Genomic DNA, 21,473 nt, shown 5'->3' with positions numbered 1-21,473 from the left:
ACAAAAAAGCGTTGCACAGTGTTTTGTGCAACGCTTTTTGTTATCCGTTTTCTTTATTGCGGTACATCCGGACGTCCGCCTGACGGATGGCTTCGGTCAGGGGCTGCACGTCGCATACCCCGCCAATGCTTACCGAAAGCCGGAGCTCCGGGTGGCTGGGCACCCGTGCCGCCTGCACAGCGTTCTGCACCCGCCGGATAACGCTTTCTACGCCGTCAGGGCAGTTCTGGGGCATCAGCAGCAAAAATTCATCGCCGCCGTAGCGGATCAGGATATCGGTCTGGCGCAGGCAGTTCTGCATGGCTTCCGCCACCGTTTTCAGTGCTTCATCTCCCACCAGATGCCCAAAGCTGTCGTTGACCGCCTTGAACTGATCCACGTCGATCATCGCCACGCCGCCGCTCATCTCGCCGCTGGCAAGGAACTTATCAAAATAGCGGCGGGTGTAGGCCCCGGTCAGAGGGTCTACGAAGGCGCTGCGCTCCATTCCGTCGCAGCGGTCCAGCAGCAGCCGGTGGCCGCCCATGTCCAGCCAGCGGCCGTCCGTCAGCCGGGTGACCATTTCCAGCATACAGCCCCTGCCGCCTACCTCGATGTACTTGGAGATGACAAAGTAGGCTTCCTCGTCCTTGAACTCGATCTTATTCAGGATGGTCTTGCGGGCGTATGCTTTGGCCGAGATGCAGTTCTCGCACCGGGTATCCCGGTTCCATACCATGTGGCAGTGGCCGGGCTTTTCAGTCAGGATGCCGTCACTGTCCAGCGTAAGCACCTTGCGGTGCCCCGGGTCTACCAGACGCACCACGTCAAAGATGCCCTGCAGCCGCCGCAGGAAGTGGGCAGGGTCCTCTTCCGGGTCAAGTGCGGTCAGCAGTTCGGCCTGATGCTCCACGCGGTGCTGCTCGTCGGTGAGCTGACCCAGCACGTTCACGCAGCGGCGCACCCCGGCACCGCTCCAGATAGTATGCAGCGCCATCCGGTGCAGGTGCGGCTTCCCATCCCGCTGCACCATGACCGGCAGCACCACGTCCGGCGCTTCCGGCGTGGCGCGGCTTATGGCCTTGGAAAGCTTGCGCCGATCCTGCTCGTTCAAAAAGCCAAGTCCCCTGCCCTGTGCAAAATCCGTTACCGTTTTTTGCTGCATCGGCTCGGCGTGGTAGTCATACACCGTCACGCTGCCAGCCAGCAGGTCGTAGTCGAACCGGATGCCGCCGCACTGGGCGGCGTAGAAATCCGTGCGTTCCTTTTCCTGTTCCAGCAGCAGCTGGGAGTGGTTCTCCCGGGGCAGCGCCTCCCGGTGCAGGATCTCCTCGGAAAGGCGGTGGCTCTCCTGCCGGAAGCCCCGGTCCCACTCCGAGAGGTTCAGCTCGGCACGCAGCTGCTCCGAGGACTCCTGCAGGCAATCCAGCAGCAGCGGGTTGAAGGCACCGCACTCGCCGTTCAATATCATGCGCAGCGCGGTGTCGTGGTCGTAAGCGTGCTTATAGCAGCGCTCGCTGGTCAGGGCGTCGTACACGTCTGCCAGCGCCACCACCTGCGCCGCAATAGGGATCTCGTCCCCTTTCAGCCGGTCGGGGTAGCCATTGCCGTCCCAGCGCTCGTGGTGCCAGCGGCAGATAGCGTGCGCCACCTGCAAAAGCGGCTCGTCCTGCGCAATAGCCTGTCCCAGATCCTGCAGCATCTGCGCACCCGCCACAGTATGGTTCTTGATGATGGCAAACTCTTCGGCGGTCAGGCGTCCGGGCTTGTTCAGGATCTCCTCCGGGATGACGATCTTGCCGATATCATGCAGCGCCGAGGCCGTGCTGATGCGGGCGATATCGCTTTCGTCCAGCTGATAGCGGTCGGTCTTTTGCACCAGCCGGTGCAAAAGCAGGTCGGTCAGGGTACGGATGTGCAGGACATGAAGCCCGCTTTCGCTGTTGCGGAACTCCACCACATGGCTCAGGATGCTGATCATCAGCACGCTGTTGTGCTCTTTTTCGTACACCTGATCAGTGACAAGGCGGGTGAGCCGCTTTTGCTTAGCGTACAGCATGAGAACATTCTTCACCCGGCGCAGCACCATGATCCGCTCGAAGGGACGGCGGATATAATCCGTTACGCCCAGATCGTAGGCGCGCTCGATGTTGGCGGTGTCCTCTGTCGCCGAAATGACGATGACCGGGATCTCGTCCAGCCATGCGTGGTACTTCATCACCCGCAGCACGTCAAAGCCGTCCATGCCCGGCATCATCAGATCCAGCAGCAGCAGAGAGATATCCGTGCGCTGCCGCATCAGCTCCACTGCCGCTGCGCCGTCCTCGGCTTCCAGATAGTCATAGCCATCGCCCAGTATCTCCTTGAGCAGGGCACGGTTGATCTCGGAATCATCCGTGATCAGGATCTTCGGTTTCTCGTTCATGGCCATGTCTCTCCTTTTGCGGTGCATCCTTCTGCCCCGGCTTTGTTCCGGGTACGCTGCTTGCACTGACCGGATGCAGCGGACTTACGCCCGGCATCCGCTTTTTTTACATTCATTTATACTTTACTGGATTTTACAGCAAAATGCAAGGCTGCGTGCAACATTTCTGCCATTTTCCGGTATTTTCTGCAAACGTTCTCATTCCCGGCTGTATAAATGCAATCCAATTTTTACAGTACCCTTTGCAAACGTTGTTCGAAAGCAAGCCGTTTGTCGTTACAGCCCTTCCTGTGAAAATGCGGTTGCCGCGCTCCGCAGAGCGCGGCAACCGCGAAATATAAACCTTATTTCCGCTGATGATGCGCAAAGCAAAGCGGAGCGCATTTTAAATCGTTCCACTCTGAAAGAAAAAGGACTGCTGCGCAAAACACGCAACAGTCCTTTCTAGGTTCACTCTTGGGGCATCATGGCATCGAACCAACCCATCAGCTCCGCGGCCATCTGCTCCAGCCGAGTCTCCGGCTGCCATGCAGACTGTGCTGGCTCCGGGGGCAGTGCCTGTTCCGGGGCGCAGAGCAGTGCTTCCGTTTCCGGCGCAGGCTGTTCCTCCACCGCTTCGCACTGCGGCACAGTCTCGGGGATTGTGTCCGGCTGTGCGGGTGTTTCCGGGGCAGTCTGCTGTATGGCTGCAAGGGCAGCTTCGGCTCTGCGGCAGGCGGCTTCAGCCTTTTCTGCCCGGGCGTTGGCCAGCTCCAGCTGCTCCCATGCCTGCTCGCAGGCGGTCTCCAGCTCTGCATTATCGTGCTTGAGGGCAAGCAGAGTGCGCTCAAAGGCGAACATCCGGGTCTGATACCGGCGCACCTCGGCGCGTGCCGCAGCCAGCTTGCGGCTCAGCTGCTCTGCCTGCGCCCGAGCGCTTTCCGCCTGAGCTGCGGCAGATGCCTGTACAGTGACCTGCCGGGCAAATTGTCCGCGCAAGGCACCGGTCTCCCGCTCTGTCTGCACCATGATGCCCTCCCATGCACACCTTACATGGAACCGGCGCTGACCGCATGGGCGCAGCTGCCAGCCCCATTGTAGCCTGTAATTACTTTCGCTTGTTCAGGATGGCCAGCAGCTCGTCGTAGTAACGGTTGTCGCTGCTTTCCTCCTCCACGGCCTTCTTTTCAGCCGGAGCAGCAGCCGGGGCGGTATTGCCTGCCGGGGCTGCGGCTGCACCGGTGTCGCTGCTGAACACCGCAGACGGCACAGACTGTGCACCGCCCATGGCGTTGTTGATGCTGTTGCGCAGGTCGCTGGCGCTCTTGTTGTCGAAACCGGTGGCCACAACGGTCACGCGCATCTCATCGGACAGGTTCTCATCAAATGCAGTACCCCAGATGATGTTTGCATCGGGATGTGCGCTCTGGGTGATAAGACCTGCGGCGGTCTCCACGTCCTCCAGACCGATGTCCGGGCTGGAAGTGATGTTGATGATAACGCCGTGTGCACCGGCAATGCTGGTCTCCAGCAGCGGGCTGGAGATTGCAGCCTTGGCGGCGTTCTCGGCCTTGCCGGCACCCTTGGCGCTGCCCACGCCCATGTGGGCGTAGCCGGCATCCTTCATGATGGAGCGCACGTCGGCAAAGTCCAGATTGATGAAGGCGGGCACATTGATCAGGGCAGAGATGGACTCAACGCCCTGACGCAGCACGTTATCGGCGGCCTGGAAGGCGTTCATCAGGGTGATCTTTTCCTGGCTGATCATCTTCAGGCGCTCGTTGGGGATGACGATCAGGCTGTCAACGTGCATCAACAGGTTGGCAATGCCCTGCTCGGCCAGACCCATCTTGCGCTTGCCCTCAAAGGAGAAGGGCTTGGTAACGATGCCAACAGTCAGGATGCCCAAGTCGTGTGCCACCTCGGCCACAACGGGTGCTGCACCGGTGCCGGTGCCGCCGCCCATACCGGCGGTGATAAAGACCATCTGGGAGCCCTTGAGGGCATTGGCGATCTCGTCCTTGCTTTCTTCAGCGGCGCGCTGGCCGATCTCCGGGTCTGCACCCGCACCGCGTCCCTTGGTCAGCTTGGAACCCAGCTGCACCTTGACCGAGGCATGGTTCTTGGCCAGTGCCTGCTGGTCGGTATTCATGGCGATGAACTCCACGCCCTGCAGGCCGTCGCTCACCATGCGGTTCACGGCGTTGCCGCCGCCGCCGCCTACACCGATCACTTTGATCGTCGTAACGTTTTCGTCCAGTTCTTCGTCGAGCATCAATGCCATAACTTTGTCCTCCATCGGATTTTTATGTGGAACTGCGCAAATGCCGCACAGAAATTATCATACGATATTTATATAACTGTATCGTATCATTTTTTTGCACCGATTGCAAGACAAAATTGCTTTTTCGTGGGTGTTTTTTTCGCAAGCCCACTCCGGGCGGGTATTTCCTGCCAAATCTGTGCGCCCAGCCCCGCCAAAAGCCGGTCAAGCTCCGCATAGCCGCGCCGGACAAGCTCCACCCCGTCAAGGCGGCTGCTGCCCCGGGCAGCCAGCGCTGCAACCACCAGCGCCGCCCCGCCCCGCAGGTCCGGTGCGGTCAGCTTTGCCCCGTGCAGCGCCCCGGCAGGCTGCACATACAACGTGCGCTCTGCCACCCGGACGTTAGCCCCCAGCGCCGCAAAGCCCCCGGCACAGGCAAAACGGTTTTCAAACACCCTGTCCTGCAGGCTGCTTTCGCCCTGTGCGCAGAGCATCACCGCCGCCAGCAGCGGGGCGGCGTCCGTGGCAAGACCGGGATAGGGTGCGGTGTGCACATTTCCCGCGCCGCGCAGCGCCCCGAACCGTGAAATGGCGGCAGCATCGTGTGCCCGCTCTACGGTGCAGCCCATTTGTTCCAGAATTTCCAGCAGCGGCGCATACAGCCCGGGCGCACAGCCTGCCAGCTCCACCCGCCCTCCGGCTGCCGCCGCCGCACAGGCCAGCGTAGAGGCGATGATGCGGTCTGCCATCGGCGCAAAGGTGCAGCCCGCAAGGCAGCGCCTTCCCTGCACCCGGATGGTGTCGGTGCCCGCACCCTCCACGCAGCCGCCGCAGGCGTTGAGGAAGGCGGCAAGATCCACGATCTCCGGTTCCTTTGCGGCACCATGCAGCACGGTCTGCCCCTGCGCCGTAGCAGCGGCCAGCAGCAGCGTTTCGGTTGCGCCCACGCTGGGGAAAGCTAGACAGATCTCCGCGCCCCGCAGCCCCGCCGGGGCGTAAAGCGTAAGCTGTCCGGGCGCTGCGGGCAGCTGCCGCACGCCCATCTGCGCCAGCCCCTGCAAATGCAGATCGATGGGCCTTGCCCCGATGCGGCAGCCCCCGGGCAGTACAGTGTTCACCCGCCCCAGCCGCGCCAGCAGCGGGGCGCAGAACAGGATAGACGCCCGCATCCGGCCTGCGGCCTCCGGTGCAAGGTCGGTGCGCATGGGCTGCCCCTGCACCGCCAGCGCTGCGCCCTGCCAGCCTGCTGTGCAGCCCACGCCCCGCAGCAGGGCAAGACAGTCCTCCACGTCGGTCAGGCGCGGCACATTTTGCAGCCGCACCGGCCCGCTGCACAGCAGTGCTGCTGCCAGCAACGGCAGCACACTGTTTTTGGCCGCAGGCACTTCCACCCTGCCCTGCAAAGGCCGTCCGCCCGTAATGATCCAATCCCCAGCCATGCCAAGACCCCCGTTCTGCAAAAGATACCCCATGGTATGCAAAACGAGGGTCTTTGGTCAAAGAAATGCACCGGAAACGGCTTTCCCGCTGTCTGCGGGATTTGTCCGGTCATTTGTCCGCTTTTTTCGGCTTTCCTGCACCGATATTTCCCCTTTACGGCTGGAAATGCCGGTCTATATCAGCTTTCGCCCCGGGAGACGGAGAGCACGATGCCCATCTCGCCCAGAAGCATCATCAGGCTGGTGCCGCCGGAGGAGAAAAAGGGCAGGCTGATGCCGGTGTTTGGGATGGTGTTAGTAACTACCGCAATATTCAGCACCGCCTGCAGCGCCACCTGCACCACAAAACCCACCACCAGCAGTGCCCCGAAGCGGTCCGGCGCGTGCGCCGCCAGCGTGATGCCCCGCCACAGCAGCGCACTGAACAGCAGAATGACCGCACACGCGCCCAGAAAGCCCAGTTCCTCGCAGAGGATGGAAAAGATGAAGTCGTTCTGCGGCTCGGGCACGAACAGATGTTTCTGACGGCTGTTGCCCAGCCCCAGCCCTGCCGCCCCGCCGGAGCCGATGGCATATAGGCTCTGGATGGTCTGGTGTCCATCGCCCAGCGGGTCGGCAAAGGGGTCGAGCCAAGAGTTGAGCCGGTCGGCGGCATAGGGCACCAGCTCCGGCATGAGCACGATGGCTGTGCCAATGGCGGCAGCGCCGCCCGCCCCCGCCAGCATGAACCACCGCAGCCCGGTGCCGCCCACGAACATGAGCACCGCGCCGATACTCAAGATCAGCACCGTGCCGGAAAGGTGGGGTTCCAGCAGCATGAGTACCGCCACCACCCCCAGCACCAGCGCAAAGGGTACTACCCCCACCGCAAAGCTGCCCATGCGGTCGTGGTTCAGGGCGATGATATGGGCAAATACCAGCACCACCGCAAATTTGGCGATCTCGCTGGGCTGTAATGTGCCCAGCCCCGGCAGCACCAGCCAGCGCTTACAGCCGTTATACTCCGGCATGAACAGCACCGCCGTCAGCAGCACCAGCGAGAGCGCCAGCAGCGGCCACGCCAGTTTGTGATAGATGTGGTAGTCCACCCGGCTGGCCATCCACATCGCCGCCAGACCCATGGCGGCGTACAGCAGCTGCGGCCGCACATAGGCAAAGGCGTCCTGCCGCCGGTACAGTGCCACCGCGCTGCTGGCGCTGCACAGCATCACCAGCCCAAAGGCTACCAGCGTGAGCACCAGCACCAGAAAGGGCAGGTCCATGGGCGGCAGCGGCCGCAGCAGCCCTTTGCGGGCAGCAGTTCTGTGCAATCCCGGTCACCTCCGTTTCTGTTATTGTACGCGGGTGCGGGGGCGGTTAGTCATACACGCTGCTGCCGGGCGCATAAACTGCCCGCAAAGGGGGTGCTGCCATGCGCGGCTCAAAACCCACGGACGCCCTGCGCACTTTACCGGAGCGGGCGTTCCGTCTGCGGGCACGGCTCATTGCGGTGGGGCTGTGCGCCGTCTGCTTTGCAGGGCTCATTGGGCGGTTGTTCTGGCTGCAATTATGCACCGGCGGCTGGTACACCCAGCGGGCGCTGGGACAGCAGCTGCGGGACACCGTTGTGCCCGCTGACCGGGGCAAAATATACAGCGCCGATGGTGCGCTGCTTGCCGCCAACAGCAGCTGCTGGACCCTGCGCGCCAGCCCCCGGGAGATGCCGGAGGAGAAGCTTGCCCTCGCTGCCAAAGGGCTTGCGGAGATACTGGAATTGGACGAAACAAAACTGCTGGAAAAGTTCAGCGACCGGCGCTCCAACGATTGCCTTCTGCGTTACCGGGTGGAGCGGGAAACCGCCGATGCAGTGCGGGATTTCTGCGCGGCGAACGGCATTACCGGCGTGCGCATCAATCAGGATTCCAAACGCTGGTACCCACAGGGGGAGCTGCTGGCCTCGGTGCTTGGGTTTACCAATGTGGACAACGCCGGGGTCAGCGGGCTGGAGCTGAAATATAACGACACCCTTACCGGGCAGAATGGGGTGGTGCTGACTGCGGTGAATGCTTGGGGCTACACGCTGGCGCAGAGCTACGAGACGGAACTTACGCCCGTGGAGGGCAGCGGGCTGCGGCTGACCATCGATGCAAATATTCAACATTACCTTGAAAATGCGTTGAATTATGCGGTGCAGGAGCATCATGTGGCCGCCCGCAGCGTGGGCATCGTGATGGAGGTGAACACCGGGGCAGTACTGGCCATGGCCACCACCCCGGCCTACGACCCCAACCAGCCCCGGGTGATTGCCAACAAGGCCGCGCGCGCCGCCGTGGACGCTCTTTCCGGTAAAGAACGCGCCGCTGCTTTGCAGCTGGCGCAGCAGACCCAGTGGCGCAACAAGGCGGTGAGCGACTTATACGAGCCGGGCAGTGTGTTCAAACTCATCACTTGTGCGGCGGCGCTGGATGCCGGTGCCATCACCCGGCACTCCACCTTTTACTGCGGAGACTCCATCTCAGTGGCGGGCACGCGGTTCCACTGCGCCAACCACAAACGCCACGGCAGCCAGACCGTGACCCAAGCGCTGGAAAACTCCTGCAATCAGAGCTTCATCCAGATCGGGGCGCGGCTGGGCAAGCAGGCTTTCTGCGATTATTTTGCCGCTTTCGGCCTACGGGAGCCCACCGGCATCGACCTGCCCGCCGAGCCGAAAAAGAGCCTGTACTACACCGCCGACCGCATGGGGCCGGTAGAGCTGGCGTCCTGTGCCTTCGGGCAGAGCAGCAAAATTTCCTATCTGGAAATGGCTGCTGCCGTCTGCGCGGTGGTAAACGGCGGGCGTCTGATGCAGCCGTATCTGGTATCGGACATCCTTGCGCCGGACGGCAGCGTTTTGCAGCACAATGCCCCGGTGTGCAAGCGGCAGGTGATCCAGCCCGCCACCTCCGCCGCCATGCGGGAGATGATGGAGGCGGTGGTGCTGTACGGCGGCGGACGCAACGCACAGATCGCGGGCTACCGGGTGGGCGGCAAAAGCGGCACCAGCCAGAAGCTGGACAGCGCCGACGAGAAAGCCCGCATCGCCAGCTTTGTGGCAGTAGCGCCCATTGATGATCCGCAGTTTTTGTGTCTGGTCTGTCTGGATGAGCCACACAGCTGGACCACCGCCGGCGGCAGTCTTTCAGCACCGGTCTGCGCCGAAGTGCTGGAGCAGACGCTGGTGTACAAGGGCGTCCCCCGGGCAGCGGACACCGGCAGCGCAGACGCGCAAGCCGCTGCCCTGCCCGCCGATGGGGACAGCTTTGATGGGGCGTGACGATTTGGAATGCGCGCCGCGTTCGCTTTGCGCATAAACAGCGGAAGAATGATTTTTAATTTGCAATTCTGGAAAATCTGCGGATTTTCCAGAATTGCCTTTTCACGGGAGGGGGCGTGGCGGGAAACGGTAGTTGCAGCGCCGCTTTCTGCGAAAGCGCGGCGCTGCGGGCGAGCGCTTGCTCCCCCTCGGGGGAGCTGTCGCGCAGCGACTGAGGGGCTATAAATGGAGAAGCGAAAAAAGCGTTAAAGCGATAGCGCCGACTGGCGCAGCGCTAGCTTTTTTGTGCTTCGACTTCTGTTTTAGGATTGTCAAGGGCGAGCAACCCTTGGCGACGGGTTGCGGGGTGGGTGGAGTCCAGAGGTAGGGAGGGGGGACTCGGAACACCCCTCCCTGCCTCTGGCCCAGCGGAGCGTCTTTGCACGCTTGCGGCAAGCAGATACCTTTACCCGCAGCGCCGCTGCAAATGCTGCTATTCAGCCGCAAAAAAATAACGGAACGTCCGCAGACATTCCGTTACGCTGAGATGTATAATGATTTTTAGTTCTGGTTCGGCTGGGGGCGGAAAGTGATCTCGCCGGTGGTGCTGTCCATGGCGTCCACGATGGCAAGGCTTTCCAGCTGGATGCCCTTGCTGCGGATCAGCTCGCCGCCCTGCTGGAAGCCCTTTTCCACGGCGATGCCGATGCCCTCTACGGTGGCACCGGCTTCCTCGGCCAGTTCCAGCAGACCCATCAGGGCGCAGCCGTTGGCCAGAAAATCGTCGATGATCAGCACATGATCCTCCGGGGTGAGGAACTTTTTAGAGACGATGACGTTGTAGATCTTTTTGTGGGTGAAGGACTGGATCTGAGTCTTGTAATTATCGTAGTCCAGATTGATGCTCATGGATTTTTTTGCAAACACCACCGGCACGTTCAGCTCGCTGGCCACCACAGCCGCAATGCCGATGCCGCTGGCTTCGATGGTGAGCACCTTGTTGATGGGCTTGCCCGCAAACAGGCGCTTCCACTCCCGTGCCATCTCGCGGAACAGCGGGATGTCCATCTGGTGGTTGATAAAGCTGTCCACCTTGAGCACGTTGCCTTCGCGCACAATGCCGTCCTTGCGGATACGATCTTCCAGCATCTTCATAAAGTATATCCTCCAACCCTTGCAGGTGCGTTTTCTGTCTCCGGCTCGCCCGCCGCGAAAAGCGCCCGCCTGTTTTCCATTCCCGGGCGCGCGCCACACGCGCCCATGATATAATGTTTCACCTAGTATACCGGAAGCATCCCGCTTTGACAAGGGGTTTTCTTGCCAAAATTCGTAAAAATACGGCACCAAACCTCTTCGTTTTTTCTAAAAGTATGACCTTGTCCAAAAATACCGAAACTTCGCGAGGTTGTCAGGTCATTTTTGGCTTATCCTCCCTTGTTCTTTCGCGGTTTTCGAGTATACTATTCTTGTAGGAGAAGGGTAATATCCGGGATTTTTGACCGGACGAGGAGGAAAATGGTATGAAAACAGGACTTGTGCTGGAAGGCGGCGCCATGCGTGGAATGTTCACCGCTGGCGTACTGGATGTGCTGATGGAGCATAACATCCAGTTGGACGGTGCCATTGGTGTGTCGGCGGGGGCAGTGTTCGGCTGCAACTACAAGTCGCACCAGATCGGGCGCACCATCCGCTACAACACGGAATACTGCAATGACAAGCGCTACGCCGGCTTTGGCAATCTGCTGCGCACCGGCAACCTGTACAGCGAGCAGTTTTGCTACCATACCGTGCCGGAAAAGCTGGACCCCTTTGATACCAAGGCTTTCCGGGAGAACCCCATGGACTTTTTTGTGGTGTGCACCGACGTGCGTACCGGCGAGCCCATCTACCACAAGTGCCGCACCGGCGACGCCGAGGATATCCGGTGGATGCAGGCATCGGCATCCATGCCGCTGGCGGCAAAGATCGTAAAAATCGGCCACTATCAGCTGCTGGACGGCGGTGTGGCCGATTCCATTCCCGTGCGCTTTTTCGAGTCCATCGGCTACAAGCGCAATCTGATCATCCTGACCCAGCCCAAGGGTTTTGTAAAGCAGAAAAACAAGATGCTGCCCCTTATCCGGGCAAGGTATGTGCGCTATCCCGCTTTTGTGGAGGCCGTGGCAGACCGGCACCAGCGCTACAATGAGACGCTGGCCTATATTTCCATGCTGGAGCAGTCCGGCCGGGCCTTCGTCATTCGCCCGCCCATCCCGCTGGAAATTCCCTCTATGGAGCGCGACCCCGCCCAGCTGCGCCGCGTTTACGAGACCGGCCGTGCCGTGGCACAGATCCAGATCGACAAGATTGCAACCTATGTGGAGGAGTGCAAGGCTGCACCGGAAGAATAACACGAAAGGCTGCTGCACAGGTTTGTGCGGCAGCCTTTTTTGATAAGAGAACGATCGGGAATGTGCTCCGCTTTGCTTTGGGCATATTCAGCGGAAAAATATTTTTATTGAGCAATCCCGGAAAGTCTGCGGACTTTCCGGGATTGCATTTTCACGAGATAAAAAAGAGGCCTGCACCTTGCGGTGCAGACCTCTTGATGTTCAAGAAAGAACGGTAAGAGAAGGGGTTAAATTACTTAACCTCAACCTTAGCGCCAGCCTCTTCCAGCTTCTTCTTGATGTCGTCAGCCTCAGCCTGGGAGACCTTCTCCTTGACAGCCTTGGGAGCGCCATCAACGATAGCCTTAGCCTCCTTCAGGCCCAGACCGGTGATCTCCTTAACAACCTTGATGACCTGCATCTTGGTAGCGCCAGCCTCAGCCAGGATGACGTCGAACTCGGTCTTCTCTTCCTCAGCGGCAGCAGCAGCGCCAGCAGCAGCGGGAGCAGCAGCAGCAACAGCAGAAACACCGAACTCCTCGCAGTAGGTGTCGATCAGTTCCTTCAGCTCCAGAACGGTCAGGCCCTTGACGGACTCGATGATGGCAGTAATCTTCTCAGAAGCCATGGTAATAACCCTCCAATATCAATGGTTTTAGTTTGTTTCAGTTTTTTGTTAAGCGGCGGTCACGCAGCCATTAGGCAGCGGGCTCCTCCTGCTTGTCGGCATAAGCCTGCATTGCAACGGCCAGACCAGACAGGGTGCTGGTGAGGGCGCCTGCAAACATGGACAGCATACCTTCGCGGTTGGGCAGCTTTGCGATGGCGTTGGTCTCGGCGGCGTTCATAGCCTTGCCTTCCATGAAGCCAGCCTTCACGACGAACTTCTTGGACTTATCGCCATCCTGATACTTGCACAGGATGCGGGCAGCAGCCATGGGATCCTCTTCGTGAGCAAAAGCGACAGCGGTGTCGCCCTTGAAGTTCTCAGCCAGACCCTCCAGAGCGGTACCCTTAACTGCCAGACGCAGCATGGTGTTCTTCACGACCATGTAATCAACGCCTGCCTCACGCAGCTCCTTACGGAGCTTGGTGTCGTTCTCGACGTTAATGCCGCCGTAAGCGACGACGCAGCCGGAAACCGCACTCTCAAACTTTGCCTTCAGATCAGCGACGTAAGCCTGCTTTTCAGAAAGAATCTTTGCACTGGGCATTCGGTTTCACCTCGTTTCAAAAACTTGTATCAAAAGCCGGAGCAATGAAAAAAGCCTCTCTCCCGCGCACTGCGCCGAGAGAGAGGCATAAAGCAACTTTACGCACGTTTCTCGGCAGGCGGTCAAACTTTACACTGGACTCCAGCGCCTGCTGTCTTAAAAACAGCATGATTATAATACCGCAAACGTGCGGCGTTGTCAAGTACTTTTTTCAATTTCCGACAAAATTTTTCTGCCATTCCGCAGAACGGCAGAAAAACATCAGAAATTCAAATTAGACACCGTACTTCAGGGTGTTCAGACGGATGCCAGGGCCCATGGTGGTGGCGATGGTAGCGCTCTTAAAGTAGGTACCCTTTGCTGCAGCGGGCTTTGCCTTGGCAATAGCCTCCATCACAGTGTCCAGGTTGGTGTACAGCTTCTCTGCACCGAAAGAAGCCTTGCCCACGGGCACATGGATGATGTTCTGCTTGTCCAGACGGTACTCGATCTTACCAGCCTTAGCCTCGCTGACAGCCTTGCCCAGATCGGGAGCCACAGTGCCGGCCTTGGGGTTGGGCATCAGGCCACGGGGGCCCAGAACCTTACCCAGACGACCAACGCGGCCCATCATATCGGGGGTAGTCACGACGACGTCAAAATCCATGAAGCCGCCGGCGATCTTTGCGATCAGCTCGTCATCGCCAACGATATCAGCGCCAGCAGCCTCGGCAGCAGCAGCTGCGGGGCCCTTAGCAATAGCGCAGACGCGGACGGTCTTGCCGGTGCCGTTGGGCAGAACGACAGCGCCGCGGACCTGCTGGTCAGCGTGACGGCCATCAACGCCCAGACGGACGTGCAGCTCGACAGTCTCGTCGAACTTGGCGGAAGCGGTCTTGCAAGCCAGCTCCAGAGCCTCGTTCACATCGTATGCCTTAGTAGAATCGACCAGCTTTGCAGCGTCGACATAGTGCTTGCCATGTTTCATTGTATATCCTCCTGTGTGGTCATGCGGGCAGTGTTATGCCCTCCCACTGTTTATGTCTCAGCCCTCGACGGTGACGCCCATGGAACGGCAGGTGCCGCGAACCATGCTGCAGGCAGCTTCCAGAGAAGCAGCGTTCAGGTCGGGCATCTTGGTCTTGGCGATCTCCTCCACCTGAGCGGCGGTCAGAGAAGCAACCTTTTCCTTGTTGGGCTTGCCGGAAGCGGTGTTGATGCCAGCGGCCTTCTTGATCAGAACAGCTGCCGGAGGAGTCTTGGTGATGAAGCTGAAGGAGCGGTCAGCGTACACGGTGATGACGACGGGGATCACATAACCCATCTGGTTCTTGGTACGCTCGTTGAACTCCTTGGTGAACGCCATGATGTTGACGCCCTTCTGACCCAGAGCAGGGCCAACAGGGGGAGCCGGAGTCGCCTTGCCGGCCTCGATCTGCAGCTTAATGTAGCCAGTAACTTTCTGTGCCATGATAAATGCACCTCCAAAAATCTGTGGTGAGTTGCGGCGCAGTGTCTCTGCGCCTCCCACGAGCGCGTGCACGCTGCACACGCTCTATAAGAACCGCACTGCGGTCTTACCTTGGTAAACGGAACTTGCCGGTTGGTTACGGCAGCTCGACCTGACCGATCTCCACCTCTGCGGGGGTCTCGCGGCCGAACATATTGACCTTGAGCTTCACCTTGAAGTTCTCGGTATCAATGGCCTCCACAAGGCCCATAAAGCCTTCCAGAGGACCGGCGGTGATCTGCACGGTATCGCCGACAGCAAAATCGACGCTCAGCGGTGCAGCCTTCTCCACGCCCATCTTCTCCACTTCCTCAGCGGTCAGCGGAACAGGCTTGGAGGCGGGGCCGACGAAGCCGGTGCAGCCGCGCGTATTGCGCACGACATACCAAGTATCGTCGTTCATCACCATTTTGACCAGAACGTAGCCGGGGAACAACTTGTGCTCCACCATTTTCTGCTTACCGTTCTTGTCGATCTCAGGAACCATCTCGACGGGAACCTTGATATCGCAGATCAGCTCCTGCAGGTGGCGGTTCTCCACCATGGTCTGCAGGTCGTTAGCGACCTTGTTCTCGTAACCGGAATAGGTATGCACAACATACCAAAGAGCCTCAGTGGACTCATCTACCAGCTTGGTTGATTCTTCCATTTTGGTTGACCCTCCGTTTCAAGATGATTCTCAGGCGCCGATGATCAGGCCCAGAATACCACCAAAGATGGCATCCAGCAGGATCATCACAACCGCTGCGATCGCGACGGTCACAAGCACGACGATGGTGTTGGTCTTGACGTCCTGCTTGGACGGCCAGACCACCTTCTTCAGCTCGCTCTTGGTATCGCGGAAGAACTTTGCGACCCGTGCGCAGAAGCCCTTCACAGCGGCTTTAGCTTTGGCCACAAAGCCCGGCTTTTTCTCGGTTTTGTCTGCCATTATGCTCCGCCTTTCTTTTACTTGGTTTCGCGATGAACGGTGTGCTTCTTGCAGAAACGGCAATACTTCTTCATCTCGAGACGATCGGGGTTGTTCTTCTTGTTCTTCGTGGTGTTGTAGTTGCGCTGCTTGCACTCGGTGCAGGCCAGAGTGATTTTAACGGTCATTTGTTGACACCTCCATTATAACGGTTGTTTTGAACCTCCCTCGGGTGCGGGTGGCAGCTGTAAAAACAGGCGCACTTAATAACCCCGCAAAAGAGGTGATATCATTGTACCACGCGTTTTTCAATCCGTCAAGCAGAAAAAAGCGATTTTGAGAAACTTTTTTTGCAGCCTGTGTCTTTTTGTCCCAAAGCGGCTTTTTTGCATTCTGCTTGCATCGCGGGCGTAGATATTGTATAATGAATCGAAACGGCATTTTACCGGTTTGAAGCCGCCCCTTTACCGGGGCTTTATAAATAGGAGTGAGATATCATGCAGTCTGCAAATAAAATGTGCGTGGCGCTGTTGTTTGGCGGTATGTCCAGCGAACATGAGGTCAGCTGTGTCTCTGTGGGCAACTTTGTCCGCAATATCGACCGCAGCAAATACGAGGTGCTCACCGTGGGCATCACCAAGGAGGGCCGCTGGCTCTACACCGAAGCCACGGCAGAGCAGATGGCCGACGGCAGCTGGGAAGAGCTGCCCGGCAATATGCCCTGCGTGATCAGCCCGGACCGCGCCGACCACGGCATGATCCTGTTCACCCCGGACGGCCGGGTGGAAAAGATGCACCTTGACGTGGTGATCCCGGTGCTCCACGGCCTGTGGGGCGAGGACGGCACCGTGCAGGGCCTGCTGGAGCTGGCAGGCATCGCCTATGTGGGCTGCGGCGTGCTGGCAAGCTCCGTGTGCATGGACAAAGCTGTGGCCAACGCCCTGTTTGAAGCCAACGGTGTGCCCCACACCAAGTGGGTAGCCGCCAACCGCTGGGAGATCGAGAAGGATCTGGAGGGCGTTTGCGCCGGTGTAGAACAAAAACTGGGCTGGCCGGTATTCGTCAAGCCCGCCAACGCAGGCTCCAGTGTGGGCATCTCCAAGGTGTCCAGTCAGGAGGAGCTGAAGGCTGCCATCGCCCTTGCGCTGGAAAACGACCGCAAGGTGGTATTTGAAGCCTTTGTGGACGGACAGGAAGTGGAGTGCGCCGTCATCGGCTCTGATCCCGCTGTTGCCACCCGTCCCGGTGAGATCCTTGCCGGTGCAGAGTTCTACACCTATGATGATAAGTACAAGAACGGCGTGAGCCAGACCGTCATCCCGGCACATCTGCCGGAAGCCAAGCTGGACGAGGTAAAGACCTACGCCGCCATGGCCTACACCGCACTGAACTGCGAAGGTCTGGCACGGTGCGATTTCTTTGTGGAAAAGAACACCGGCCGGGTGCTCATCAACGAGATCAACACCTTCCCCGGCTTTACCGCTATCAGTATGTACCCCAAGCTCATGGAGCACGAGGGTCTGCCGGTGCCGCAGCTCATCGACCGCCTGATCGCACTGGCGGTGGAAAGGACGGAAAAGCAGCATGGATAATCGCCCCATCGGTGTGTTCGACAGCGGTCTGGGCGGTCTGACCGGTGTGCGGGAGCTGCGCAAGCGCCTGCCCCATGAGGATATCATCTACTTCGGCGATACCGGCCGGGTGCCCTACGGCAGCCGCAGCCCGGAGACCATTCTGCAGTACGCCCGGCAGGACGTGGCCTTTCTGCTTTCCAAAAACGTCAAGTGCATCATGGCGGCCTGCGGTACGGTGAGCAGCACCTACCCGGCTGCGGAAGCAGCCCAGCTGCCGGTGCCCTACCTTGGCGTAGTGGACGCCGCCGCCCGGGAAGCAGCCTTTGTCACCCGCAACCGCCGCATCGGCGTCATTGGCACAGCCGCCACCATCCGCTCCCGCAGCTACGAAAAGCTACTGCGGCAGCTGGTGCCCGGGGTGGAGATCACTGCCCGCCCCTGCCCGCTGTTCGTACCGCTGGTGGAGGCCGGGTATGTGGATCACAGCGAAGCCGGAAAGCAGCAGATCACAAAGCTCGTCATTGCCCAGTACCTGACCGAGGTGCGCGAAGCCGGGGTGGATACCCTGATCTTGGGCTGCACCCACTACCCGCTGCTGAAAAGCATGATCGGGGAGTTTATGGGGCCGGGCGTCACGCTGGTGGACCCCGCCATGACCGCCGCCCACCATCTGGAGCGGATGCTTGCCGAGCGCGGACTGCGCGCCAGCCACGAGAACGGGCAGGCGCACTTTTACGTCAGCGATGTGCCGGACAGCTTTGTGCAGACGGCAGACCTGTTCCTGGGCGAGTACAAGGGCGGCCCGGTGGAGCAGATCGCCATTGATAAATATTGATAAGGAAAAACAACGTGAGCAAGCCACTGAAGGAAGACTATATCATCCGCATCAAAAGCCGCATTGAGCAGCGGCTGGACGAACCGGCTGCGGAGGAAGAAAAAGAAGAATTTGTGGAGCTGATGACCCGGGGCAGCTTTGTGCTGAAGGGCGGCAGCTACTATGTGACCTACCGCGAGACCGAGACCACCGGCTACGAAGGCTGCACCACCACCCTGAAGATCGCCGCAGACGGCAGCCGGGTGGCGATGCTGCGGTTCGGCAAAGGCGGCGGGGCAGGCACCCAGCTTCTGATCGAAAAAGGCCGCCGCAACCTGTGCCACTACGAGACCGGCTTCGGCTCCATGACCTTGGGCGTGACCGCGGACGAGATCGACTGTCAGCTGACCGAAAAGGGCGGCACCGCCCGGTTTGCCTACCTGCTGGATGCCGACAGCGCCGAGCTGGTAAGCCGCAACCGTCTGGAAGTTACCGTGACCCATGTGAATTGATGAAGTTCCCTGAGACTGTGAAAGGAATCCGACCCATGACTGATTTTGAAAAGACCTACCAGAACTACAACCCCCGGCAGGCTGCGCTGGACGAGGCACGCGCTCTGCTGACCGCAGCCGCCAAGGCTGCCATGGCAGACGGCACCCTGCCCGCGGCAGAGCTGCCCGCCTTTATCGTGGAGATCCCCGCCGACGTAAAAAACGGCGACATCGCCTCTAACCTCGCCATGGCCGGTGCCCGCACCTGGCGCAAGGCTCCCAAGATGATCGCAGACGCCCTGCTGGCACATTTGCCCTCCATCGAAAACAGTGTGTTCTCCAAGGTGGAGGTTGCCGGTCCCGGCTTCATCAACCTGTTCCTAGCCCAGAGCTTCTGGGCAGGCGTGGTGCTGGGTGCCTGCGCCAACAAGGAGTATGGCCGCACCGACCACGGCAAGGGCGCAAAGTACAACGTGGAGTTCGTTTCCGCCAACCCCACCGGCCCCATGCACATGGGCAACGCCCGCGGCGGCGCACTGGGCGACTGTCTGGCCGCTGTGCTGGACTGGTCCGGCTACGATGTGACCCGCGAGTTCTATATCAACGATGCCGGCAACCAGATCCAGAAGTTCGGCAAAAGTCTGGCGGTGCGCTACCTGCAGCAGTTCTGCGGCGAGGATGCCTATCCCCTGCCCAAGGAGTGCTATCAGGGCGGCGATATCAAGGTGCTGGCCGGTGAGTTCGCTGAGCTGAACGGCGACAAGTACGTTGCCGCCTGCTCCGGGCTGAGCGAGGAAGCTCTGTTTGAGAGCGAGGCCTTTGCCGCTTTGAAGGACGCACTGGTGGCCTACGCCCTGCCCAAGAACATCGCTGCCCTGAAGCGTGACCTCGGCAAGTACCGCATCGACTACGACGTGTGGTTCCATGAGAGCACCCTGCACGAGTCCGGCGCAGTTCTGGCTGTGGTGGACAAGCTGCTGGAACTGGGTGCCTGCTACAAGGCCGAGGACGGCGCCATCATGTACCGCAGCGCCCAGTACGCTGCCAAGTATGGCACCGTGAACAAGAAAAAGACCGAGGACGGCACCGAGGAAGAAGCCAAGGACGAGGTGCTCGTCCGCGCCAACGGCATCCCCACCTACTTTGCCGCCGATATCGCCTACCACTACAACAAGCTGGCCACTCGCGGCTTTGCCAAGGCCATTGATGTGTGGGGCGCAGACCACCACGGCCATGTGGCACGCATGAAGGGCGCGATGGACGCCATCGGCCTGAACGGCGAGGATCTGGACGTTGTGCTGATGCAGATGGTCAACCTGATGCGGGACGGTCAGCCTGTTCGTATGTCCAAGCGCACCGGCAACGCCATCACCCTGACCGACCTGCTGGAAGAGGTGCCCATCGACAGCGCACGCTTCCTGTTCAATATGCACGACGCAGGCAGCGGCATCGACTTTGATCTGGATCAGGCCGTCAAGACCGACAACGATAACCCCGTATACTATGTGCAGTACGCCCACGCCCGCATCTGCTCCATCCTGAAGAAGATGGAGAGCGAGGGTGTGCAGTTTGCCGGTGCAGAGAACATTGATGCCACCCTGCTCACCGAGCCTTCCGAGATGGATCTGATCCGTATGCTGGCAGCCTTCCCGCAGGAGATCGTGATGGCTGCTGAGAAATATGACCCCAGCCGCATCAACCGCTTTGTCATCGATCTGGCCAGCGCCTTCCACCGCTTCTACGGCAACTGCCGCATTCAGGGCGCAGACCCTGCCGTGCAGCAGGCACGTCTGGCCCTGTGCATCGGCGTGAAGAACGCCATCTTCAACGTGCTCACCATGTTCAAGATCAATGTGCCTGAGAAGATGTAACATAAAACCACAGGGGCTGTTGCACAGCATTTGGCGCAACAGCCCCTTTTTACGGTATATAGCAGGAAAGCAGCTGCCGCTTCCGTCACGACCCCTCCCGTGAAAATGCGTTTGGAGCGCTCCGCAGAGCGCGACAAACGCGAAATTAAAAATAATTTTTTCCGCTGAATATGCCCAAAGTGAAACGGAGGGCATTCCAAATCGTCTACCCCAAAACAGATACAAGGAGAACCCATGGAACCTTTGAAGATCGGCAATATCACCCTGCCCCACCGGGCGGTGTTCGGCCCTATGGCGGGCTTTACGGATGCCCCCTGCCGCCGCCTGATGGCACAGCACGGCGCGGGCTTTACGGTCAGCGAGATGGTGTCCAGCCGGGCGCTGGTGTACGGCGACCATAAGACCGTCAGTCTGCTGAAAGCAGAGCCCAACGGCGCACCCTATGGGGTGCAGATCTTTGGCGAGGTGCCGGAGATCATGGGCGAAGCCACCGCCGCCATCGAGCAGTACGAATTTGACTTTGTGGACATCAACATGGGCTGTCCTGCCCCTAAGATCGTTTCCGGCGGGGCGGGCAGCAAGCTGATGCTGGACCCCGACCGCTGCGGGCGCATCGTGGAGCAGGTAGTGGCGCACACCAAGCGCCCGGTCACCGTAAAAATGCGCAAGGGCTGGGATGCCGACCATATCACCGCCGTGGAATGCGCCAAAGCCTGCGAGCAGGCGGGCGCGGCGCTGGTGGCGGTGCACGCCCGCACCCGGGAGCAGATGTACACCCCGGGCATCGACCCGGAGATCATCGCCCGGGTAAAGGATGCGGTAAAAGTGCCGGTGCTGGGCAACGGCGATATCCACTGCGCCGAGGACGCGCTGCGCATGGTGCGCCAGACGCACTGCGACGGCGTGATGATCGCCCGGGGCGCACTTGGCGACCCGTGGCTTTTTGAGCGGGTGAACGCCGCGCTGGAGGGCCTGCCCGCCCCCAAGGAGCCGAACCTGCAGGCACGGATGAACGCGCTGCGCCGTCAGGTGGAGGAAATGGTGGAGCAGAAGGGCGAGTTTGTGGCCATGCCGCAGGCACGCGCCCAGACCATGCACTACATGAAGGGGCTGAAGGGCGCAGCCGCCCTGCGCCGCTACTGCTGCACCCTGACCCACTTGGAGGACTTGGACGAGCTGATCGCCGCCGTATTTGAAGAGCAGCGCAAGGCCGGGCTGGACCCCGATGATGTGCGGGAAGTACCGTTCCCGTAAGCCCACAGGCTGAACAACGATTTATAATTCCGGAATACCGGAGCGTCTGCGGACGCTCCGGTATTCCATTTTCACGGGAGGAGTCGTGATGGCAAACGGCAGTTGCCGCGCTCGTTTCCTGCGGAAAC

Annotated in this window: 20 protein-coding genes; 7 read left to right on the top strand and 13 right to left on the bottom strand. The window is 59.9% G+C overall.

Features of this window, described 5'->3' with window-relative positions; genetic code table 11:
* Window positions 1-40: 40 nt before the first annotated feature.
* From C4N24_RS04265 to C4N24_RS04245, 5 genes are all read right to left on the bottom strand, one after another.
* Window positions 41-2,404 carry a diguanylate cyclase gene (locus C4N24_RS04265; RefSeq protein ID WP_112090446.1) on the bottom strand — a complete coding sequence of 788 codons (2,364 nt, stop codon included), beginning with the start codon at window positions 2,402-2,404 and terminating at the stop codon, window positions 41-43.
* A gap of 450 nt (window positions 2,405-2,854) precedes the next feature.
* Window positions 2,855-3,412: a hypothetical protein gene (locus C4N24_RS04260; protein ID WP_112090445.1), complete on the bottom strand. Its 558-nt coding sequence runs from the start codon at window positions 3,410-3,412 to the stop codon at window positions 2,855-2,857.
* Between the two features lie 79 nt (window positions 3,413-3,491).
* On the bottom strand, window positions 3,492-4,667 hold the full coding sequence (gene ftsZ / locus C4N24_RS04255; RefSeq protein ID WP_112090444.1) for a cell division protein FtsZ: 1,176 nt from the start codon (window positions 4,665-4,667) through the stop codon (window positions 3,492-3,494).
* A gap of 86 nt (window positions 4,668-4,753) precedes the next feature.
* Window positions 4,754-6,085 carry a UDP-N-acetylglucosamine 1-carboxyvinyltransferase gene (locus C4N24_RS04250; RefSeq protein WP_112090443.1) on the bottom strand — a complete coding sequence of 444 codons (1,332 nt, stop codon included), beginning with the start codon at window positions 6,083-6,085 and terminating at the stop codon, window positions 4,754-4,756.
* 179 nt (window positions 6,086-6,264) lie between these two features.
* Window positions 6,265-7,347, bottom strand: coding sequence for an FtsW/RodA/SpoVE family cell cycle protein (locus tag C4N24_RS04245; protein ID WP_112090549.1), 1,083 nt, complete (start codon window positions 7,345-7,347; stop codon window positions 6,265-6,267).
* A gap of 149 nt (window positions 7,348-7,496) precedes the next feature.
* Here C4N24_RS04245 and C4N24_RS04240 point away from each other — a divergent pair, with 149 nt between their 5' ends.
* Entirely contained in the window at window positions 7,497-9,380 is a 1,884-nt protein-coding gene (locus C4N24_RS04240) for a peptidoglycan D,D-transpeptidase FtsI family protein (RefSeq protein WP_112090442.1), read from the top strand.
* 540 nt (window positions 9,381-9,920) lie between these two features.
* On the opposite strand, the gene C4N24_RS04230 is transcribed toward C4N24_RS04240, so the two are convergent.
* On the bottom strand, window positions 9,921-10,514 hold the full coding sequence (locus C4N24_RS04230; protein WP_005920489.1) for a xanthine phosphoribosyltransferase: 594 nt from the start codon (window positions 10,512-10,514) through the stop codon (window positions 9,921-9,923).
* Between the two features lie 365 nt (window positions 10,515-10,879).
* On the opposite strand from C4N24_RS04230, the gene C4N24_RS04225 reads away from it, so the two are divergent.
* Entirely contained in the window at window positions 10,880-11,749 is an 870-nt protein-coding gene (locus C4N24_RS04225) for a patatin-like phospholipase family protein (RefSeq protein ID WP_112090440.1), read from the top strand.
* Between the two features lie 232 nt (window positions 11,750-11,981).
* Here C4N24_RS04225 and rplL read toward each other — a convergent pair whose 3' ends face one another.
* The 7 genes from rplL to rpmG all read right to left on the bottom strand — a co-directional run bounded on the left by rplL (window position 11,982) and on the right by rpmG (window position 15,529).
* The gene (gene rplL, locus C4N24_RS04220; RefSeq protein WP_005920491.1) at window positions 11,982-12,356 is read right to left on the bottom strand and encodes a 50S ribosomal protein L7/L12; all 375 of its coding nucleotides are present in this window, start codon (window positions 12,354-12,356) and stop codon (window positions 11,982-11,984) included.
* A 70-nt stretch (window positions 12,357-12,426) separates the two neighbouring features.
* Window positions 12,427-12,942, bottom strand: a complete 516-nt coding sequence (rplJ, locus tag C4N24_RS04215) for a 50S ribosomal protein L10 (protein ID WP_112090439.1) — start codon at window positions 12,940-12,942, stop codon at window positions 12,427-12,429.
* Window positions 12,943-13,216: 274 nt separating this feature from the next.
* Entirely contained in the window at window positions 13,217-13,909 is a 693-nt protein-coding gene (gene rplA, locus C4N24_RS04210; RefSeq protein ID WP_005920494.1) for a 50S ribosomal protein L1, read from the bottom strand.
* A gap of 57 nt (window positions 13,910-13,966) precedes the next feature.
* Complete coding sequence (gene rplK / locus C4N24_RS04205) at window positions 13,967-14,392, bottom strand: 50S ribosomal protein L11 (protein ID WP_005920496.1); 426 nt, start codon at window positions 14,390-14,392, stop codon at window positions 13,967-13,969.
* 136 nt (window positions 14,393-14,528) lie between these two features.
* Window positions 14,529-15,080, bottom strand: coding sequence for a transcription termination/antitermination protein NusG (nusG, locus tag C4N24_RS04200; RefSeq protein ID WP_005920497.1), 552 nt, complete (start codon window positions 15,078-15,080; stop codon window positions 14,529-14,531).
* 30 nt (window positions 15,081-15,110) lie between these two features.
* Window positions 15,111-15,362: a preprotein translocase subunit SecE gene (gene secE, locus C4N24_RS04195; protein WP_005920499.1), complete on the bottom strand. Its 252-nt coding sequence runs from the start codon at window positions 15,360-15,362 to the stop codon at window positions 15,111-15,113.
* Between the two features lie 17 nt (window positions 15,363-15,379).
* Entirely contained in the window at window positions 15,380-15,529 is a 150-nt protein-coding gene (gene rpmG / locus C4N24_RS04190; RefSeq protein WP_005920501.1) for a 50S ribosomal protein L33, read from the bottom strand.
* 309 nt (window positions 15,530-15,838) lie between these two features.
* On the opposite strand from rpmG, the gene C4N24_RS04185 reads away from it, so the two are divergent.
* The 5 genes from C4N24_RS04185 (at window position 15,839) to dusB (ending at window position 21,345) form a co-directional block, all read left to right on the top strand.
* A complete protein-coding gene (locus C4N24_RS04185) occupies window positions 15,839-16,933 on the top strand; it encodes a D-alanine--D-alanine ligase family protein (protein ID WP_055187012.1) in 1,095 nt (364 codons plus the stop codon).
* The gene (gene murI, locus C4N24_RS04180) at window positions 16,926-17,750 is read left to right on the top strand and encodes a glutamate racemase (RefSeq protein ID WP_055187013.1); all 825 of its coding nucleotides are present in this window, start codon (window positions 16,926-16,928) and stop codon (window positions 17,748-17,750) included. Before C4N24_RS04185 ends, murI begins: the two co-directional genes overlap by 8 nt.
* Before the next feature lie 14 nt (window positions 17,751-17,764).
* Entirely contained in the window at window positions 17,765-18,241 is a 477-nt protein-coding gene (locus tag C4N24_RS04175; protein ID WP_236131825.1) for a DUF1934 domain-containing protein, read from the top strand.
* 35 nt (window positions 18,242-18,276) lie between these two features.
* The gene (argS, locus tag C4N24_RS04170) at window positions 18,277-20,091 is read left to right on the top strand and encodes an arginine--tRNA ligase (RefSeq protein WP_112090437.1); all 1,815 of its coding nucleotides are present in this window, start codon (window positions 18,277-18,279) and stop codon (window positions 20,089-20,091) included.
* A gap of 234 nt (window positions 20,092-20,325) precedes the next feature.
* Window positions 20,326-21,345: a tRNA dihydrouridine synthase DusB gene (gene dusB, locus C4N24_RS04165; RefSeq protein WP_112090436.1), complete on the top strand. Its 1,020-nt coding sequence runs from the start codon at window positions 20,326-20,328 to the stop codon at window positions 21,343-21,345.
* Window positions 21,346-21,473: the final 128 nt, after the last annotated feature.

The sequence above is a fragment of the Faecalibacterium prausnitzii genome (assembly GCF_003287405.1).
In the GTDB taxonomy this organism is placed as follows: domain Bacteria; phylum Bacillota; class Clostridia; order Oscillospirales; family Ruminococcaceae; genus Faecalibacterium; species Faecalibacterium intestinale.
Note: the sequence above shows the minus strand (reverse complement) of the source record. Positions and strands in the feature narration are given on the sequence as shown.

What these genes read in the sequence shown, in the direction of transcription:
- rplL (WP_005920491.1), bottom strand. Translation starts at nt 12,356, where the DNA reads ATGGCTTCTGAGAAGATTACTGCCATCATCGAGTCCGTCAAGGGCCTG.
- rplJ (WP_112090439.1), bottom strand. Translation starts at nt 12,942, where the DNA reads ATGCCCAGTGCAAAGATTCTTTCTGAAAAGCAGGCTTACGTCGCTGAT.
- C4N24_RS04245 (WP_112090549.1), bottom strand. Translation starts at nt 7,347, where the DNA reads ATGGACCTGCCCTTTCTGGTGCTGGTGCTCACGCTGGTAGCCTTTGGG.
- rpmG (WP_005920501.1), bottom strand. Translation starts at nt 15,529, where the DNA reads ATGACCGTTAAAATCACTCTGGCCTGCACCGAGTGCAAGCAGCGCAAC.
- nusG (WP_005920497.1), bottom strand. Translation starts at nt 15,080, where the DNA reads ATGGAAGAATCAACCAAGCTGGTAGATGAGTCCACTGAGGCTCTTTGG.
- secE (WP_005920499.1), bottom strand. Translation starts at nt 15,362, where the DNA reads ATGGCAGACAAAACCGAGAAAAAGCCGGGCTTTGTGGCCAAAGCTAAA.
- C4N24_RS04265 (WP_112090446.1), bottom strand. Translation starts at nt 2,404, where the DNA reads ATGAACGAGAAACCGAAGATCCTGATCACGGATGATTCCGAGATCAAC.
- rplK (WP_005920496.1), bottom strand. Translation starts at nt 14,392, where the DNA reads ATGGCACAGAAAGTTACTGGCTACATTAAGCTGCAGATCGAGGCCGGC.
- argS (WP_112090437.1), top strand. Translation starts at nt 18,277, where the DNA reads ATGACTGATTTTGAAAAGACCTACCAGAACTACAACCCCCGGCAGGCT.
- rplA (WP_005920494.1), bottom strand. Translation starts at nt 13,909, where the DNA reads ATGAAACATGGCAAGCACTATGTCGACGCTGCAAAGCTGGTCGATTCT.
- C4N24_RS04230 (WP_005920489.1), bottom strand. Translation starts at nt 10,514, where the DNA reads ATGAAGATGCTGGAAGATCGTATCCGCAAGGACGGCATTGTGCGCGAA.
- C4N24_RS04240 (WP_112090442.1), top strand. Translation starts at nt 7,497, where the DNA reads ATGCGCGGCTCAAAACCCACGGACGCCCTGCGCACTTTACCGGAGCGG.
- dusB (WP_112090436.1), top strand. Translation starts at nt 20,326, where the DNA reads ATGGAACCTTTGAAGATCGGCAATATCACCCTGCCCCACCGGGCGGTG.
- C4N24_RS04260 (WP_112090445.1), bottom strand. Translation starts at nt 3,412, where the DNA reads ATGGTGCAGACAGAGCGGGAGACCGGTGCCTTGCGCGGACAATTTGCC.
- C4N24_RS04185 (WP_055187012.1), top strand. Translation starts at nt 15,839, where the DNA reads ATGCAGTCTGCAAATAAAATGTGCGTGGCGCTGTTGTTTGGCGGTATG.
- C4N24_RS04250 (WP_112090443.1), bottom strand. Translation starts at nt 6,085, where the DNA reads ATGGCTGGGGATTGGATCATTACGGGCGGACGGCCTTTGCAGGGCAGG.
- murI (WP_055187013.1), top strand. Translation starts at nt 16,926, where the DNA reads ATGGATAATCGCCCCATCGGTGTGTTCGACAGCGGTCTGGGCGGTCTG.
- ftsZ (WP_112090444.1), bottom strand. Translation starts at nt 4,667, where the DNA reads ATGGCATTGATGCTCGACGAAGAACTGGACGAAAACGTTACGACGATC.
- C4N24_RS04225 (WP_112090440.1), top strand. Translation starts at nt 10,880, where the DNA reads ATGAAAACAGGACTTGTGCTGGAAGGCGGCGCCATGCGTGGAATGTTC.